The organism is candidate division WOR-3 bacterium (assembly GCA_029858255.1).
GTDB lineage: Bacteria > Hydrothermota > Tepidihabitantia > SM23-42 > SM23-42 > SM23-42.
This window is the reverse complement of sequence record JAOUFJ010000007.1, coordinates 14102-30661: the sequence shown is the minus strand read 5'-3', so window position 1 is coordinate 30661 and position 16560 is coordinate 14102. Positions and strand designations below refer to the sequence as shown.

At 47.9% G+C, this 16560-nt stretch carries 18 protein-coding genes; all 18 read left to right on the top strand.

Annotated features, from left to right (window positions below; translation table 11 throughout):
• Positions 1-5: 5 nt before the first annotated feature.
• The 18 genes from tilS (at position 6) to OEV79_04895 (ending at position 16537) form a co-directional block, all read left to right on the top strand.
• Complete coding sequence (gene tilS / locus OEV79_04980; GenBank protein MDH4210783.1) at positions 6-1376, top strand: tRNA lysidine(34) synthetase TilS; 1371 nt, start codon at positions 6-8, stop codon at positions 1374-1376.
• Positions 1360-1869 (top strand): hypoxanthine phosphoribosyltransferase, encoded by a 510-nt coding sequence (gene hpt / locus OEV79_04975; protein ID MDH4210782.1) that lies wholly within the window; start codon positions 1360-1362, stop codon positions 1867-1869. Before tilS ends, hpt begins: the two co-directional genes overlap by 17 nt.
• A complete protein-coding gene (ftsH, locus tag OEV79_04970) occupies positions 1859-3718 on the top strand; it encodes an ATP-dependent zinc metalloprotease FtsH (protein ID MDH4210781.1) in 1860 nt (619 codons plus the stop codon). The genes hpt and ftsH overlap by 11 nt, the downstream gene beginning before the upstream one ends.
• The gene (gene folE, locus OEV79_04965; protein ID MDH4210780.1) at positions 3681-4241 is read left to right on the top strand and encodes a GTP cyclohydrolase I FolE; all 561 of its coding nucleotides are present in this window, start codon (positions 3681-3683) and stop codon (positions 4239-4241) included. The genes ftsH and folE overlap by 38 nt, the downstream gene beginning before the upstream one ends.
• 45 nt (positions 4242-4286) lie before the next feature.
• The gene (locus tag OEV79_04960) at positions 4287-5660 is read left to right on the top strand and encodes a hypothetical protein (GenBank protein MDH4210779.1); all 1374 of its coding nucleotides are present in this window, start codon (positions 4287-4289) and stop codon (positions 5658-5660) included.
• 105 nt (positions 5661-5765) lie between these two features.
• On the top strand, positions 5766-6245 hold the full coding sequence (locus OEV79_04955; protein ID MDH4210778.1) for a T9SS type A sorting domain-containing protein: 480 nt from the start codon (positions 5766-5768) through the stop codon (positions 6243-6245).
• A gap of 75 nt (positions 6246-6320) precedes the next feature.
• Positions 6321-6503: a hypothetical protein gene (locus OEV79_04950; GenBank protein ID MDH4210777.1), complete on the top strand. Its 183-nt coding sequence runs from the start codon at positions 6321-6323 to the stop codon at positions 6501-6503.
• A gap of 12 nt (positions 6504-6515) precedes the next feature.
• Positions 6516-6878, top strand: coding sequence for a hypothetical protein (locus OEV79_04945; GenBank protein MDH4210776.1), 363 nt, complete (start codon positions 6516-6518; stop codon positions 6876-6878).
• A gap of 22 nt (positions 6879-6900) precedes the next feature.
• The gene (locus tag OEV79_04940) at positions 6901-7653 is read left to right on the top strand and encodes a DUF5777 family beta-barrel protein (protein MDH4210775.1); all 753 of its coding nucleotides are present in this window, start codon (positions 6901-6903) and stop codon (positions 7651-7653) included.
• Between the two features lie 20 nt (positions 7654-7673).
• Positions 7674-8195, top strand: coding sequence for a DOMON domain-containing protein (locus OEV79_04935; protein ID MDH4210774.1), 522 nt, complete (start codon positions 7674-7676; stop codon positions 8193-8195).
• Between the two features lie 347 nt (positions 8196-8542).
• Complete coding sequence (locus OEV79_04930) at positions 8543-9541, top strand: MoxR family ATPase (GenBank protein MDH4210773.1); 999 nt, start codon at positions 8543-8545, stop codon at positions 9539-9541.
• Between the two features lie 26 nt (positions 9542-9567).
• Positions 9568-10461 (top strand): DUF58 domain-containing protein, encoded by an 894-nt coding sequence (locus tag OEV79_04925; GenBank protein ID MDH4210772.1) that lies wholly within the window; start codon positions 9568-9570, stop codon positions 10459-10461.
• On the top strand, positions 10458-11333 hold the full coding sequence (locus OEV79_04920; GenBank protein MDH4210771.1) for a hypothetical protein: 876 nt from the start codon (positions 10458-10460) through the stop codon (positions 11331-11333). Before OEV79_04925 ends, OEV79_04920 begins: the two co-directional genes overlap by 4 nt.
• Complete coding sequence (locus tag OEV79_04915; protein ID MDH4210770.1) at positions 11330-12307, top strand: VWA domain-containing protein; 978 nt, start codon at positions 11330-11332, stop codon at positions 12305-12307. The genes OEV79_04920 and OEV79_04915 overlap by 4 nt, the downstream gene beginning before the upstream one ends.
• A complete protein-coding gene (locus OEV79_04910) occupies positions 12304-13314 on the top strand; it encodes a VWA domain-containing protein (GenBank protein MDH4210769.1) in 1011 nt (336 codons plus the stop codon). Before OEV79_04915 ends, OEV79_04910 begins: the two co-directional genes overlap by 4 nt.
• A 145-nt stretch (positions 13315-13459) precedes the next feature.
• Positions 13460-14071, top strand: coding sequence for a tetratricopeptide repeat protein (locus tag OEV79_04905; protein MDH4210768.1), 612 nt, complete (start codon positions 13460-13462; stop codon positions 14069-14071).
• Complete coding sequence (locus tag OEV79_04900; protein ID MDH4210767.1) at positions 14052-15812, top strand: BatD family protein; 1761 nt, start codon at positions 14052-14054, stop codon at positions 15810-15812. The genes OEV79_04905 and OEV79_04900 overlap by 20 nt, the downstream gene beginning before the upstream one ends.
• Complete coding sequence (locus OEV79_04895; GenBank protein ID MDH4210766.1) at positions 15809-16537, top strand: tetratricopeptide repeat protein; 729 nt, start codon at positions 15809-15811, stop codon at positions 16535-16537. Before OEV79_04900 ends, OEV79_04895 begins: the two co-directional genes overlap by 4 nt.
• Positions 16538-16560 lie beyond the last annotated feature (23 nt).

Below are 16560 nucleotides of genomic sequence, written 5' to 3'. Positions count from 1 at the left end.
ATATCATGAGTGTATCGGTGCTGGAAAAACTGACTAGGAGAGTAGAAGCAACGATTCGAGAACATCAAATGTTCGAGGGGGTGTCGACGGTAATAATTGCATTTTCAGCAGGTCCGGATTCGGTCTGTCTGTTGGATGTGCTTCACCATCTATACCAGGGCAAAATCGATTTTGAACTGGTGTATGTGAATCACGGTATGCGTCCGCAGAGCATACTCCGTCGTGAAGAATCGATGGTAAAGGAATATGCATTGAAGTACGGTGCAAGACACAAAATTCTGGCAGTCAAAGTGAAGAAAAAGGGGGTCGGTATCGAAGCAGCGGCAAGGGCTGCACGGTACAGCGCCCTATTGTCTCATCTTGAAGAAACGGACGCCGCGCGTATTGCATTCGGGCATAATCTCGATGATTTTGTGGAAACGTTCTTGATGAACTTCCTGAGGGGCAGTGGGATGACTGGTCTGAAATCCATACCGGCAAAGCGGTTGCCGTTTGTCAGGCCCTTGTTGAACTGCAAGAAGGTCGACGTCATTAATTACCTGAAACTGAGACGACTCAAATATGCTACGGATAGGACAAATCGCTCATTGGATTATCGCCGCAACATTTTGAGAATGAAAGTGCTGCCGGTTTTGGCAAAACTGAATCCTGGGATTCACGAGACAATCAGAAGAGAATGTCAGATACTGAAGTACGATGATGATTACCTCTGGGGAGAGGCAAATAAATTGTATGGGAGGGTGGTCAGATTCGAGAAAGACTGTGCTGTCCTTGACATGAATAGGCTTATGCGCTATAATATAGCTGTTATAATTCGAGTGGTAATGAAAGCGATATCCGAGTTACGTGGAGACTTAGAGGGTTATGAAAGTAAACATTACTACGCTATTATTAGTCTAACGAATAAAGAGCACAGCAAGAGAATAAGTCTGCCCAAGGGTTTGTACGCTCAGCGTGAGTACGAAGATATTGTGATCGGGCGTACAAGACCGAGTAGGGTCTTGAAAATACCTGTGGATATCAATAATAGGTCCGTTTTGATCGGTGATATCCGAGTGAAGATGAGGATCGAGAAAGACTGTAATGTGGGCATGTCGAAGCGTAATCGAGAAATTTTTGATTTGGATGAACTTAATTTACCGTTATATGTCAGAAACAAAAGGCCGGGTGATCTAATTGAAACTAACGTGGGAAGGAAGAAGCTGAAAAAGGTATACAGCGAACAGAGGATTGTTTCGAGAAAACGCGGTAAGACCCTGCTCCTATGCGATCAGATTGGGATACTGTGGATCATAGGAATCAGGCGTGCGTCCCGGGGAATGGTGAGCGATAAAACGAAGCAAACTCTGGTGGTTGAATATGAACGTCTTGATTGAAGAGAAAGAGATAAGAAAGAAGGTCGCTGAGTTGGGGTTACAGATCAACGCCGATTACAGGGACCGGAATCCAGTGCTCATTGGTGTCTTGAAAGGCGCGTTCATGTTCCTCGCCGATCTTCTGAGGGAAACCGATATTGCTCTTGAAGTTGATTTTCTATCGATACGCAGCTATAATGGTACTGAGTCGAGTGGTGTGGTTCGTATCACCCATGATCTTTCTTTGAACATCGAAGACCGGGATGTGATTTTGGTCGAGGACATTATCGATACCGGACGTACGGTCAAATACATACTTGACAATCTCCGTACCCGCAAGCCGCGCAGTCTTGTTGTCTGCTCGTTGCTCAATAAAGAAGAAAGGCGCGTGATCGAAGTTCCGCTGAAATACGTTGGCTTCACAATTCCCGGCTTGTTTGTTGTTGGTTACGGCCTTGACTTTGACAACTGTTACCGTAACCTGAAATATATAGGAGTATTAGATGATAAATAAACCACCAACGAAGCGCAATGCAATTACCACGATATTGATCTGGGTGCTTATCATTGCTATTCCGTTGTATGTTGTGCTGCAATTTTCGAACCGCGGAAGCAAAACTGTCGATATTCCGTATTCTTTGTTCCTTCAAGAATTGCGTCAGAAGAATGTCACCGAGGTTACGATAACCGAAAAATCCATAAAAGGAAAACTGAAAACACCGATCAACATAGAGGAGAAAGGGGCGTTTACCGAATTCGCAACTTTGATTCCGTTCGATGATCCAGCTCTCGCCAACGAATTGGTGAAGTACAATGTAGAAGTCACGGTAAAGCAGAAATCAGGATGGAGCGGAATACTCGTGAGTGTACTGCCATGGCTGCTGTTAATAGGGGTTTGGGTATTCTTCATCCGGCAAATGCAGTCGGGACAGAATCGTGCACTCGGGTTCGGGCGAAGTCGTGCCAAGGTGCTCCTGGAGAACAGGTTGAATGTGACATTCAAGGATGTTGCTGGAGTGGATGAAGCGAAAGAGGAGTTGACCGAGGTCATAGAGTTCTTAAAAGCCCCCAGAAAATTCACACGCCTTGGTGGACGCATTCCTAAAGGTGTACTGCTACTCGGACCGCCCGGCACAGGAAAAACCTTGATGGCCAGGGCAGTTGCCGGTGAAGCAGGCGTGCCCTTCATCTCCATAAGTGGCTCGGATTTCGTGGAGATGTTCGTAGGCGTCGGAGCCTCGCGTGTGAGGGATCTGTTTGAGCAAGCAAAAAAGAATTCACCGTGCATCATATTCATCGACGAGATCGATGCAGTGGGAAGATTACGAGGTGCCGGTTTGGGAGGTGGTCACGATGAACGCGAACAGACCTTGAATCAGTTACTAGTTGAGATGGATGGGTTTGAGGTCAATGAGGGGGTGATACTCATGGCAGCCACAAACCGACCGGATATTCTCGACCCTGCGTTGTTGAGACCGGGGCGATTCGACAGGGTCGTTGTGCTCGACCGGCCTGATATTCGGGGGCGTTTGGGGATTTTGAAGGTGCACACACGAAAGACGCCGCTTGATGAAAACGTAAATCTGGATGTTCTGGCGCGTGGGACGCCCGGTTTCTCAGGAGCAGACCTTTCGAACATGGTCAATGAAGCCGCACTTTTGGCCGCGCGCCGTGACAAAGAAAAAATAACGATGGCTGAGTTTGAGGACGCAAAAGACAAGATTCTAATGGGTGTTGAGCGCAAGAGCCTTTTGATATCGGAAGATGAGAAGAAACTCATCGCGTATCATGAATGCGGTCATGTGCTCGTGGGCAAGTCTCTGCCAGGTATGGATCCAATACATAAGGTGACAATCATTCCGCGTGGTATGGCATTGGGGCTGACCCAGGCGCTGCCCATTGATGAGCGCAGAACATATTCTAAGGCATATTGTATGAACCAGCTGGCATTCATGCTCGGCGGACGTGCTTCGGAGAAACTTGTGCTCGGAGATCTTTCCACAGGTGCTGGCAATGACATAGAAAAAGCCACGAAACTGGCGCGAAAGATGGTCTGCGAATGGGGCATGAGCGACCGGCTGGGGCCTCTTACCTATGGCGAAAAACAAGAAGAGATCTTTCTCGGTCGTGAGATCGGTATGCACCGTGATTATTCCGAGACGACGGCGCGAGAGATCGACGAAGAGGTGAAGCGGATAGTGGATGTGTCCGAGACCAGAGCAGAATCCATTGTCAAGAAAAACATCAGCAAGCTCAAGATCCTGGCGCAGACTCTTCTTGAAAAGGAGATATTGTCGGGTGATGAAATAGATGGTATTCTGAAAAATGATCGACAAAAAAAAGATAGAAAGAGCAGTAAGTGATATCCTGATCGCGATCGGTGAGAAAAAGGATCGAGAAGGGTTGAAAGACACCCCGCGACGTGTCGCCAATATGTACGAGGAGATCTTCTCGGGTGTTCGAAAGGACCCGAAAAAGGAGTTGAAGACGTACAAGACCAAGAATGAAGATGAGATGATCATCATCAAAGATATCCCGTTCTACTCGGTCTGTGAACATCACTTGCTGCCGTTTTTCGGCAAGGCTCATGTGGTATACATCCCCAAGGAGAACAAGATCACAGGTTTTTCCAGTCTCGTGAGGGTGATCGACGTCATGGCCCGCAGACCTCTACTGCAGGAACGACTGACTCACGAAATAGCCGATTTTTTGATGGCAAATCTGTCACCAATGGGAGTTATGGTAGTTATCGAAGCAGAGCATCTCTGTCTTTCGATGATCGGCGTGAAGAAACCAGGCACGCTGACCGTGACCTCCGCGATCCGCGGCGTGATGCGTTCTGCCGCAACGCGTGCCGAGGCATTCTCACTGATTAAAGGCAAGTAATATCAGACCCTTGACCATTTTTCTCACCGTAAGGTGGGAGAGAAAATGAGAAATTCCTTCTTTCATATTGCATTGACTTCGCTGTTTCTGTTCGGAACAGGCCAAGCGGGTTTCGACAATCTCGAGTATCTTGGGCATAACGAGCAGACCCCGGCACATATCGTGGATGTTGAGATCGTTGGTAACTGGGCGTACGTTGTCGATGGGTACAGCACGGGTCTGGAATTATATGATATTTCTGATCCGATCAATCCCCTGCGTGTCTTTGCATCGGGGCCTGCGGCATGGCGGTGTACTGCTTCTGGCGATACGCTTTTGTTTGCTTTCTGCCGGCGTTCGGGTGTTACAATATGGGATATTTCTGGGCCGGGGATGCCCCTGCTTCTTGGGCAATACGATCCGCCAGGTACGCTTGAGGCGCTCGAAGGCGGTGTCTTGGTTGATAGCATACTCTATTGCGCCGCTCACCAGAATGGCATCTACGCCGTGAGTGTTGTAGATCTACAGAACCCCTACAAGGTGGGCGAATTCGCGTTGGACAGTTCAGCGGCCTGGAATGTTGTCGTCATTGATTCGTTCCTCTACGTGGCGAACGGTCTTCACGGTCTTCTCGTCATCGGACTGGAAGGAGGATTGCACCCGGTTTCGACGCTGTCACTGCCAGGCGTGGCAAACGACATAAACACTCTGGGAAATATTCTCGCTGTATCCCTTGGTTCTGAAGGTCTTGCAGCTATTGACATAACAGAACCATATGATCCCGTGATTTGTGATACGATTTCCACTGGAGGCTGCGTGTGGGGAGCGGGAACCATCGATAGCACGATAATCTGCGGTTCCTGGCGCATCATGGAGCTATTCGATGTCACCGACCCGTACAATATTGTAGCGGCCGGTTGGGAAAATACAAAGACCTGGGCACATGGTGCCGATATCCGGAGCGATAGTCTGATCGTGGTTGCTGATTGGCGTGGTATCTCGTGCTACAAAATCGGTGCAGATCCTGGCCCGGATATTGATGTGTATCCACAGACTGTTGATTTTGGCGTCGTAAGTACTACTGCAGAAACATTAGGCATCATTCGCAACACGGGCATGTCCACTCTTAACGTCGGTTCTATCAGTGCACCTTCGGGTATTTTGATTAATCCAAATTCTTTTTTCGTGTTACCCGGTGATTCACAGGTCGTGACTGTAACGGCGAGTGGTCCGGGAAGCGCATATGGCGGTATTACTTACCACTCCAATGACCCGGATGAACCTGATAAAATACAAGGGGTCTATAAGAACAATACAAGTTTTCCACAGGCTGGCTCGACCGCACCGGATTTCACACTGCTCGGGTCTGATAATAACTACCATACACTTTCTCAATATCACGGTAAGGTTGTATTCCTGGAATTCGGCGGTGCCTGGTGACCGCTCTGTGGGTCGCAGGCTGCGGCCACGGACGCCACCATCTTTTCCCGCTACGATACTTCAGAGGTTGTCATATTCGAGATCAGTTCGAGTGCCGCCGAGCTGATGGAATTCATTGAAGTATTTGGCCAGCGTTTTATTGGTTTGATAGATGATCAGAACCTCTACACAACGTACCGCGTTCCTTACCCAGAAGCGCCTTATCCGCAGGATTACATAATCGATCAACAGGGCATTGTACGCTACTGGTCGGACGAATATGATCCGCAGGAGATCATGCGTGTTATTGATGGGCTACTGGCTACTTCTATTGAAGAACAGGCCGGAGAAACCTCGGGCCTGTCAGGATTCCGTGTAACCGTCAGTCCAAACCCGTCTCGCGGCGCCTTGACAATATACATGAAAGGCCTTGCAGGATATGCGAGCATAAGAATCTATGATGCACTCGGGCGATGTGTTCACGCACGAGAAGGATACTATGTCGGAATGACGGATATATCTCTTGACCTACCGGCTGGGTGCTACATTATTGATATCGAGTGCGAGGGGAAGCGGCACACGAGCGGGCTCACAATTACAAAATAACGCCATTGTCAGTAGCATGTTGACATTTGATCTTTAATATCTATACTAATTAAGCATGACGAGGAGGTAAAGCCTATGGATTTAACGGGACTCATCATGCCGTTAGGCATAGTGAGCTACGGATTCATATTACTCGCGGTTTTGACAGGAACGCGGGTTATCAAGCTCAAAGTAAAGTACCACAAGTTGATCGCGTTACTCGCCATTATAGGTGCTTCTATACATCTGGGGCTTGTGATATTTTATGTTTACCTATAAAAGGGGGTTATCATGAAGGCATTCGTCACTGTTTTGATAGTACTGGTGGCCGTGCCGCTCTTCGCTCATCCGCCAAAAAACGTATCGCTGGAATATGATAGTGATACAAAGGTTCTCAGTGCCGTAATAGAACACAGCGTAAACGACGCATCAAAGCACTATGTTAAAAAGGTGGTCGTTGAGGTGAACGGTAAGAAGCAAGTCGAACAGACATTCACCCGTCAGATGGATGGCGAACAGCATGAAGTAGTATATAAGATAATTGATGTAGACGAGGGTGACAAGGTCACCGTTATTGGCTACTGCAACATATCCGGTAAGAAAAAGTCTGAGTTGATTATCAGTGCAGAGCAACCCGGAGAGAAAACTGAATGAAGGCCCGGCCAAGGAGTTTCCATTGAAAAAGATCGTCTTATCTTTAGTCATACTAATTGCGGGTTCTCAGCTGTTTGCGTTTGAGACGAGCATGTTGAATCTCAAGGTACCGTCAAATCTTGATGGCAAGTCACTGCTTTTCGAATTACAGCATAGATTCAAAGGGGTGTTGACCGAAGAACCCATTGAGAATTTTTTCGGCCTTGATCTCGGTGCGAACGTCAGCCTCGGCCTGAGGTATGCGATTGTCCCACGGTTAGAGCTCAATGCTGCGTACACGACCCACGAGGGCGAGTACAGAGTCGGTGCGAGTTACGCGCATCATATACCTCAGATATTTCTGATGGTACAGGCCGATGTGCAGTACTTCAATTTTGAGCGCAATGGTGAGCGGAACGGCAATTTGTTCTACAGCACTGCAGTTCAAAGTTATCCGATCGCTAACTCCTTTTCGCCGGTCATCAATTTTGCCTATGACAGCTACGACGAGAAATTCGGGTTGGGCATTGGCCTCCAGGTCGGTTTTGACTGGTGGTTCGGACCGATCGAGCGTATCAGTTTGATCGGTGAGTACTATCCGGTTCTGGATGAAGAAGAAACGATTACGGGACCAGAGAATTACTTTGCGGCGGGTCTGCGGGTTGACACGGATGGTCATCGTTTTATGTTGCAGATTGGTAATGGCTGGAACACAGGTCCGAGGCGATTGATGTTGGGCACGACAAGTAATGACATATATATTGGGTTCAACATCCAGCGTCTCCTCAGGTTTTGATCAAACAAGGGAGGTAAAATATGAAGTTCTTAGGGACAGGTCTGGTAATCTTGCTGGCAGCAGTAGTGCTCGTTGGATGCGGCGGTGATGGTGATGGGTACGAAACCAAGACAGTCGAAGGGATCACTTTGAGCTGGAAGACCAATGATGCCCAGGACAGTCTGCTCGTCAAGTTGAGCGCGACGACCGTTGGTATGGTGCTTATCGGTTTCGATATTGATCCGCTCAGTGGTCTTCAAGACGCGAATATCATCACGGGTTATGTCGTCGGTGATACGGCGTACATCCAGGACAATATCGGCACGGGTGAGGAAGCCTATTTACCCGATACAGTGTTTGGCGGCACCGATGATGTGGCGGATAAAGCCGGTACCGAGAACGGGGGGACGGAAATTACTTTTACGATTCCGCTCAATTCCGGTGATCCGCAAGACGTTGTTCTCGAAGTCGGAAATGCTTACCTGGTTTTTCTCGCCTGGGGCACGAACGATAGTCACGTCTACTCGCCCGAGGTGTACGCTTCTACGGAGATCGAGCTGTAGATATCATACCGCCAGAAGACAATCAAATGCCCTGCGCATATGCGCAGGGCATTTCTTTAGGGACGGTGCTTGACAATTTGACATACCGTAAATGTCATATTTTTTGACCGGGCACATTTGTTTCATTCAATAAACCGCGAATCATTATGTTTTATTGTTAATAATGTCAAAGTGGCAAGCACTGTCCCTAAAAGCCCTTGTAAGTTCCAAATTTTCGGATAGAATTACGGTATAGGTTATTGAACGCATTATTGATAAACTCTTGGCGAATTCTCTTTGTCAAAAATGATAGTTATTACGTTGTACCTTTGCGTCAGGCTTGCGTTTGACAGTTTTGAGGAGGCAGTATGGAAGAGGTCAAAGACGAGATAAAGAAGATACATGAGCAAATCGAAAAAGAAAGCATTATTGTACAAACCGTTACCAGTGAAGTAAGTAAGGCGATCATCGGACAGAAGTACTTGATATCACGACTGCTCGTTGGATTGATTGCCGACGGGCATATACTCATTGAGGGGGTTCCCGGGCTGGCCAAGACTTACGCAGTACGTACACTGGCGAGTGCCATAAAGACAAAGTTCCATCGTATCCAGTTCACCCCCGATCTCCTGCCGGCCGATATTATCGGCACGATGATTTACAACCAGCGCACAAATGAATTCACGGTGAGTAAGGGGCCGATATTTGCCAACCTCATCCTTGCTGATGAGATAAACCGGACGCCACCCAAGGTACAGAGCGCGCTGCTCGAAGCGATGCAGGAAAAGCAGGTTACGATTGGTGATACAAGTTTCAAACTCGATGATCCGTTCTTGGTGCTGGCGACCCAGAACCCTATTGAGCAGGAAGGCACATATCCTCTGCCCGAAGCACAGATCGATAGATTCCTGTTGAAAATAAAGATTACTTATCCGAACAAGACCGAAGAGAAAGAGATCATGGAGCAGATTGCGGTTTCGGGTGAGCCGGAGATCAAAGCCGTCGTCAATCCCAGAGCGATTATTCGAGCTCGCGAACTGTCCAGACAGATTTACATTGACGACAAGATAAAGGATTACATACTGGACATTGTTTTTGCCACGAGAAAGCCAGAGGAACATGGATTGGATGAGTTGGCTGGTTTGATCCGCTATGGCGCATCGCCGAGGGCATCGATCTATCTGGCAACAACGGCACGGGCGCTGGCTTTCATGAAGCGGCGTGGATTCGTGATACCCGAGGATATAAAAGAACTTGCTCCGGATGTTCTAAGGCATAGGCTCATCCTGACATATGAAGCGGAAGCGGAAGAAGTGACGACCGATGATGTAATACAGAAGATCCTGACTGGTATTGAGGTGCCTTAAGCAATGAGTCGTCGTTTTTATTTTTCATGTTAGCAACCGATTTCCTGAAGAAAATTCGGCAGATAGAAATAAGGACCAAGAAGCTCGTAAACACAATGTTCGCGGGCGAATATAAATCGACCTTCAAGGGCACCGGTGTTGAATTCCTTGATGTCCGTGAATACCTGCCCGGTGATGATGTACGGACAATCGACTGGAAGGTTACCGCTCGCATGGGCAGGCCTTACGTGAAAAAGTTTGCCGAGGACCGGGAGTTGATCGTCATACTTTGTATTGATGCGTCCGGCTCTGGACACTTCAGCACCCGCAGACAATTCAAAATCGAACAAGCGGCCGAAATAGCAGCAACCCTTGCATTCTCCGCTGTACGGAACAATGATAAAGTCGGGCTCATCTTCTTCACCGACCGGGTGGAAAAATATGTTCCGCCAAAGAAAGGAAGATTTCATGTCCTACGGCTCATTCGTGATATACTCTTCTTTGAACCAGAGAGCAAGGGTACGGATCCGAAGCTGGTGCTTGAATTCCTGATGAACATCCTCAAGCGGCGAGCGATACTATTCTTCATCAGCGATTTCATTGGCGAAGGGTTTGAACCCGAGAAATTGCGCATTCCCATTGGCGTTGTTGCACAGCGGCATGATCTTGTGACCATCAACATCAACGATCCTGTGGAAGACGCTTTGCCGCGGATCGGTCTTGTGTCGCTGGAAGATGCGGAGACGGGTGAGGTCGTCACAATTGACACAAGGGATCGGAACTTGCTCGATGCCTATCGCGCGTATCGCTTGGAACTGATCCATGGTAGACAACAACTTCTCAAATCCCTGGGGATTGACAGTATTGACCTTCAGACCATGGACGATTTCACGCCGAAGTTGCACAAATTCTTTCAGGAGAGGGCCAGGAGATATCGGTGATCTTTCTGTTGCTTGCCGTACAGATTGAAATCAATGCCGAACTGGGCAGAAAGGACATCAACAAAACGTTGACTGTTGGCGATCCGTTTGAGGTTGTGGTGACTGTAAACCATCCTCGGGGTATGGAAATATCCATGCCGTATGTTGATGCGTTGGAACCATTCATGATCATCGATCAGTCAAGCCAGAGGATCGAAGAGGGGGGGATGATCAAGAATCTCTACCGATATGAATTAGTCTGTTTCGACACAGGTGAGTTGGAGCTTTCCTCCTTCAGATGCGTGATGCGGTCCGATAGCCTCATCGATACCCTATTATCAAATAGGGTGGATGTAAAGGTTGCAAGCGTGTTGCCGGTTGATATGCAGGATATAAATGATATCAAAGGTGCGGTTCGATTCCCTAATTTCAGGCCATTGATCATCGGTGCGATAATCTTATTCATTGCCGCGTTAGGGTATTTAGCATACCATTATTTGAGAAAACTGAGGAAAGCCAGGGCGCTTGCCAAGCCGTTGCCACCGCCCTGGGTTGAAGCAATTCTTGCGCTGGAAAGAATACCCGTTGATGAATGGTTATCCCGGGGGATGATAAAGAAGTATTACTATTCACTATCAGAGATACTGAAGAGATATCTGGAGAGGCGGTTTGAATTCAAGGCATTAGAGCAGACAACGACCGAAATTGTCGATAATATGCGGACACTGAGAATACCACAGCGCGATAAATTTAACACGTTTTTCACGAGCGCCGACCTGGTGAAATACGCCAAATATGTGCCGCCTGGCAGCGAGATCGCTTCGGCCATCGATGCGGCAAAGGATTTGGTGAATAAGACAAAACCAGACGATCCCGCACAGGAGAGTAAATGAGATTTGCCCATCCGTGGTATTTTCTATTGCTCATCTTACTCTTGCCTCTCATCTATTTCGAATTCAGGAAGAGAAGATCGGCAATTGTGTTTTCAGATATTACTTTCCTGAAGACTGCTGGTATGCGAGGCAAGTTGATGCAGCATTTGCCTTCGTTTCTCAACTTGTTCGTGCTCGTTCTTCTTGTTATTGGCCTCTCTCGGCCTCAGGAGGGCAGAGTGTACGAAGAGATCGAAACACGCGGCGTTGATATTATGCTCTGCCTCGACATATCGACATCGATGAGAGCGGAAGACTTCCAGCCGAAGAACCGTCTGTACGTTGCCAAGGAGAGGGCAAAGGAATTTGTTGAGAAGCGTGAGGGCGATCGCATCGGTCTCGTCGTTTTTGCTGCCGATGCGTTAACGCAGTGCCCCTTGACTCTGGACCATTCGGTTCTTAAGGATCTGATGAATTATGTCGATTTTGGCTTGCTCGAGGATGGAACTGCTATTGGCACAGGGTTAGCCACCACAGTCAACCGTTTGAAAAATTCAAAGGCACAGCAGAAAACAATAATTCTACTGACTGACGGTGTGAACAACCGTGGTGAGATCGACCCGGTGAGCGCGGCGAGGATCGCGCAGACCTTTGGGATTCGGGTCTATTGCATAGGTGTAGGTACCAAAGGTCTGGTCCCTTACCCGGTGGATCATCAGATATTCGGCAGAACTTACACCCAGGTTGAGATCGACTTTGACATGGATATATTGAACGAGATTGCCGGTATAACCGGCGGCCATGCTTTTCTCGCTTCGGATGCGGCGGCTTTGAAGGCGACTTATGATGAAATCGATAGGATGGAACCGACAACGTTCAAGATGATCCAGCACACTGTTCATGAAGAGAAGGCAGATGACATCATGAAGGCTGCGGTTATTACATTCATTGTGAATATGTTCCTCAGCTTTGTGGTTTTAAGGAGATTGCCTTGATAAAGTGGGTCTTACCGCAATATCTTTACTTGTTGATCATGGTTCCGTTTATGATCATCGGCATCTTTCTCTATAGGCTTGGCAGGAAGTCCCGTCTTAGAGATTTTGCTGATGACAAAATGATTTCGAAGATAACGGGTTCCGTAGACACACGTCTTCAGGTGTTGCGTTATCTGCTGCTCGTTTTCGGATTTGCGTTTCTCGTTATTGCGCTTGCCCGGCCGAAATGGGGTGAGAAGCTGCAAATCTACAAGGGTAAGGGTATTGATATTGTAATCGCACTCGATGCTTCGAAGAGCATGCTCGCTCAGGATGTGAAGCCGAATCGGCTCGATCGGGCGAAAACCGAAATCCAGCTGCTGTTGGATGAACTATCCGGGAATCTCGTCGGTATCACGGCTTTTGCTGGAGAGTGTTATGTCATGTGTCCGCTGACGACCGATATCGAAGCCGTAAAACTCTTTCTTGATGTAATATCACCAGACGTGGTACCCAAACCGGGTACGGATTTAGAAAAAGCAATAATCGTTTCGGCTTCTCTATTGAACCAGAAAGAGGATACTTATAAAGCAATGATACTCTTCACCGATGGCGATAATCTTGTCGGCGAACCAGTTAAGGCGGTTGGAGGGATCAAAGACCAGGGCATCAGGCTGTTCGCTGTTGGTATGGGGACGGTCGAGGGCTCACCGGTACCCGAATTCGACGCGCAGGGAAATTTCGTTTCCTATAAGAAGGACAGGGATGAAAAGATCGTTATGTCACGCCTTACCGAAAGATTACTGATCGTTTTGACGAAGGCGACCGATGGCAGATACTTCCGGACCGAAGGTGTTTACATGGATCGATTGATCGCCGAGTTGGATAGAATAAAGAAGAGTGATATTAGCGGTGGCGAGTACATTGAATATGAGGAACGATATCAATATTTCTTGATTCCGGCTTTCATCTTCGTATTATTGGGGGTGTTCTTGAATGACCGAAAGGGGAGATGGTACGATTTATGAAAACTTATCGTCCTATGTTAAGGGATATTGCTGCCGGTGCGGTAAACCTTTTTTCGTCGCTCATACTTTTGGACAATCGTCGAAATATCTATGATACTTTGTCCGAAAACCGGCGGAAGAAACCGTCAAGAGAGTATATCTGCCCATGAAATTCTTTTGGTGCACAGCGTTGATTGCTGTCTCTGTGGCATGGTCCGATGTCGGCTCGGACATGCGACGCGGGAATTACCTCGAACGCAAGGGAGAATATGATGCGGCATTGGAGAGTTATCAAAAAGCGTTGGTCCAGGAGCCTGATAACCCGAAAATTCACTATAACATTGGCCGTGTACTGTATAGAATGGAAAAGTACGATGAAGCGGTGAGTGAGTTTCAGCTTGGTTTCCTTGATAAGGAACGTATGTTCCAGTCTAACGTCTTCTACAATATTGGAAACTCCCAGTTCAAAAAGGGACAGTTGGAGGTCTCTATTGATGCTTATAAGATGTCACTCCTTGCGAATCCAGAGGATTTGCAGGCGAAACAGAATCTTGAGTTCTGTCTTCGAATAAAGGAAAAGTTGCAGAATCAGCCACAGAGCGATTCGACCCAGCAGCAACACCCTCCCGATGAACAGCCTCAGCCACAGCCAGATGAGAGTGAAATTGGCAAGGAGCAGGCGGAGCGTGTGCTTCAGGCGATGGAAAACAAAGAAAGGGAAAATCTAGAAAAGTCGCGTGTCCAGGAAAGGAAGGAAAGTGTTGAAAAAGATTGGTAGAATCCTCTTGCTCGTTCCTGTATTGCTCCTTTCTGCAGAAATAAGATTTGTAGCTTCGATTGACAGAACTGAAGTTGAAATTGGCGAACCTGTCATACTCACGGTGATTGTTGAAGGCGAGGACCTTGGTCAGATCCCTTATCCAAAGTTACCGGATCTGCCGGATTTCAATATCGGAGGAACCTCGACGTCACAGTCCACGAGCATTCAGATGGCGGGAGGCAAGTCGATCAGACGGCAGCTCGTTAATTTTATTTACACGCTTTATCCGAGAAGCGTCGGCGAAACTGTAATCGGGCCTTGCGAACTGGAGCTCAGCGGAGAGGTGTACAGGACAAAGCCAATAGGTATGAAGGTGGTTAAGGGTGGTGCTGTGCCCGGCCAGCCAAAATCAGCCCAGGCGCCCCTGCCATCGGTATCCGGTGATGATGTCAATGGGAATCTTAGACTGTCCGCGGCGGTGAACCGCAGGAGCGTATACCAGGGTGAGCAGGTGGTAGTTGAATATGCGCTGTATACGAGACTCAGGCTGGCCGACATGAGTCTCGGTGAGCTTCCATCTTTTAATGGATTCTGGGTTGAACCTATCTTCGACGCACAAAGAATTGAATTCCAGAGAAAGACCATAGATGGTGTGTTGTATGATTATTGCCAGTTGAAGAAGACGGCTCTGTTTCCGATGAGCAGCGGTCAACTTCGAATATCACCCATGAAACTGAATGTGGCGGTTCTGCAATCACCGCGCGATTTTTTTGATTTTTTTGGCACTACCAAAACAGTGGTTATTGAATCTGATCCATTGGTCGTTAATGTGATACCGCTACCCGTTGAGGGGAGGCCCGGCGATTTTACCGGTGGTGTAGGTGAATTCTCGATCGTATCGTCGCTCGATAGAACTTCGTCAGAAGCTGCCGAGCCAATTACCTTGACGGTGAGGATCACCGGTTCTGGCAATATCAAGCTTGTGGAGAGGCCGACCATCCCTGACATCCCGGGAGTGAGGATCCTGGATCCGGAGATAAATGAAGATGTGCGCTTTGCCGAGAATAGGATACAGGGTTATAAAGAATTCAACTACCCACTCATTCCTCAAACCGACGGGGAACATGCAGTGCCGGCCATAACGATGGCTTTCTTCAATCCCGAAGAAAGAAGGTTCGAAACCGTATCTACCAGGGCATTGAAGTTCGTCGCCACGCAAACCTCATCTGCGGTAGAGCTTGCGCAAAGCGGGGGCTTGAAGGTTACAGGCAGCGATATCCGGTACATAAAACCTGATGTTAAGCGCCTCTCCAGCCAGCCGATGTCGGCTGGCTGGTGGCTTGTTTTTCCCTACATGGCCACTTTTGTGATGCTTGGGGCTTCCATCCTTTATCGCCGCCATCAGGCTCGACTCATATCCGACCGTGCCTATGCACGTAAGGTGAGGTCGAGCAAGTTACTGAAGATACGTCTTAATGAAGTCAAACAGCATCTTATGAAAAACAGGGAAAAGGAATTCCACGCTGCACTCTCAAGGGTGTTGCTCGGATATATTGGTGACCGTTACAATCTCGAAGTAGGTGCTCTCACCAATGAAGGCATAATCCAGGAACTAAGAGTTAGGCAGGTCCCGGCGGAAACTATCAAGGACTTGGAATATCTGTTTAATCAATGTGATATGAGGTTTTCGCCGGGGATGAAATGCGATGATCCTCGCATGTTGTATGAAAAGACAAAGGCGTTGATCGCTAAATTATGACTGCGGCACTTACTTACGCGTTCTTGGTCTTTTTGCAGTTCGGGCTGAACTCCACTGAATCATACAGAAGAGGGAATGCGTACTATGAACAAGGGAAATACAGCGAAGCAATTGTTGCTTATGAACAAGCAAGCAAAGAGATAAATAATGGAGGGGTATATTACAATCTTGGCAATAGTTATTTCAAGCGTGGAATGCTCGGCAAGGCGATATTGAATTACCGCAGGGCAAATTTCCTTTCTCCACGGGACAGTGACATTGCATATAATCTTAATTTCGCACGCAATTATCGTGTCGATAAGATATCTTCGGCCCAAAGCCCGTTCATGAATTTGCTGTCAGAGGTGCTCCATTCCGTTTCACTCTTTGAAGCTCAACTCCTCACAACGATATTGTTCATGGTATCGGTGTTCTTCTTATCGGTGCTGGTAGTATATCGGAGAAAAGCTGCTGTTTACATGCTAGCTGCTAGCATTTTCATTTGTCTCTTCTTCTTCATTAGCTGGTTATCTTGGCGAGCGGAAATCGAAGGTTCCCATGCGGTTGTCGTGGCACCTGAAGTCAGTGCTACCAGCGGTCCGGGTGCAGAATACAAGGAAATCCTTCTCGTGCACGATGGAGCTGAGGTGAGCGTACGCGAAACCAGAGGCGGATACGCCCTGTTTCAATTACCAGGTGGTGTTGGAGGGTGGGTACCGACCGACGCCCTGGAGTATATTTTCTAAAGACAACGGCTTGTAATTTCAGA

Excerpts from the sequence above, each read along its gene's own strand:
- OEV79_04955 (MDH4210778.1), top strand. The coding sequence starts at position 5,766 with ATGGAATTCATTGAAGTATTTGGCCAGCGTTTTATTGGTTTGATAGAT.
- folE (MDH4210780.1), top strand. The coding sequence starts at position 3,681 with ATGATCGACAAAAAAAAGATAGAAAGAGCAGTAAGTGATATCCTGATC.
- hpt (MDH4210782.1), top strand. The coding sequence starts at position 1,360 with ATGAACGTCTTGATTGAAGAGAAAGAGATAAGAAAGAAGGTCGCTGAG.
- OEV79_04945 (MDH4210776.1), top strand. The coding sequence starts at position 6,516 with ATGAAGGCATTCGTCACTGTTTTGATAGTACTGGTGGCCGTGCCGCTC.
- OEV79_04960 (MDH4210779.1), top strand. The coding sequence starts at position 4,287 with ATGAGAAATTCCTTCTTTCATATTGCATTGACTTCGCTGTTTCTGTTC.
- OEV79_04905 (MDH4210768.1), top strand. The coding sequence starts at position 13,460 with ATGAAATTCTTTTGGTGCACAGCGTTGATTGCTGTCTCTGTGGCATGG.
- tilS (MDH4210783.1), top strand. The coding sequence starts at position 6 with ATGAGTGTATCGGTGCTGGAAAAACTGACTAGGAGAGTAGAAGCAACG.
- OEV79_04935 (MDH4210774.1), top strand. The coding sequence starts at position 7,674 with ATGAAGTTCTTAGGGACAGGTCTGGTAATCTTGCTGGCAGCAGTAGTG.
- OEV79_04950 (MDH4210777.1), top strand. The coding sequence starts at position 6,321 with ATGGATTTAACGGGACTCATCATGCCGTTAGGCATAGTGAGCTACGGA.
- OEV79_04930 (MDH4210773.1), top strand. The coding sequence starts at position 8,543 with ATGGAAGAGGTCAAAGACGAGATAAAGAAGATACATGAGCAAATCGAA.
- OEV79_04925 (MDH4210772.1), top strand. The coding sequence starts at position 9,568 with ATGTTAGCAACCGATTTCCTGAAGAAAATTCGGCAGATAGAAATAAGG.
- OEV79_04895 (MDH4210766.1), top strand. The coding sequence starts at position 15,809 with ATGACTGCGGCACTTACTTACGCGTTCTTGGTCTTTTTGCAGTTCGGG.
- OEV79_04915 (MDH4210770.1), top strand. The coding sequence starts at position 11,330 with ATGAGATTTGCCCATCCGTGGTATTTTCTATTGCTCATCTTACTCTTG.
- ftsH (MDH4210781.1), top strand. The coding sequence starts at position 1,859 with ATGATAAATAAACCACCAACGAAGCGCAATGCAATTACCACGATATTG.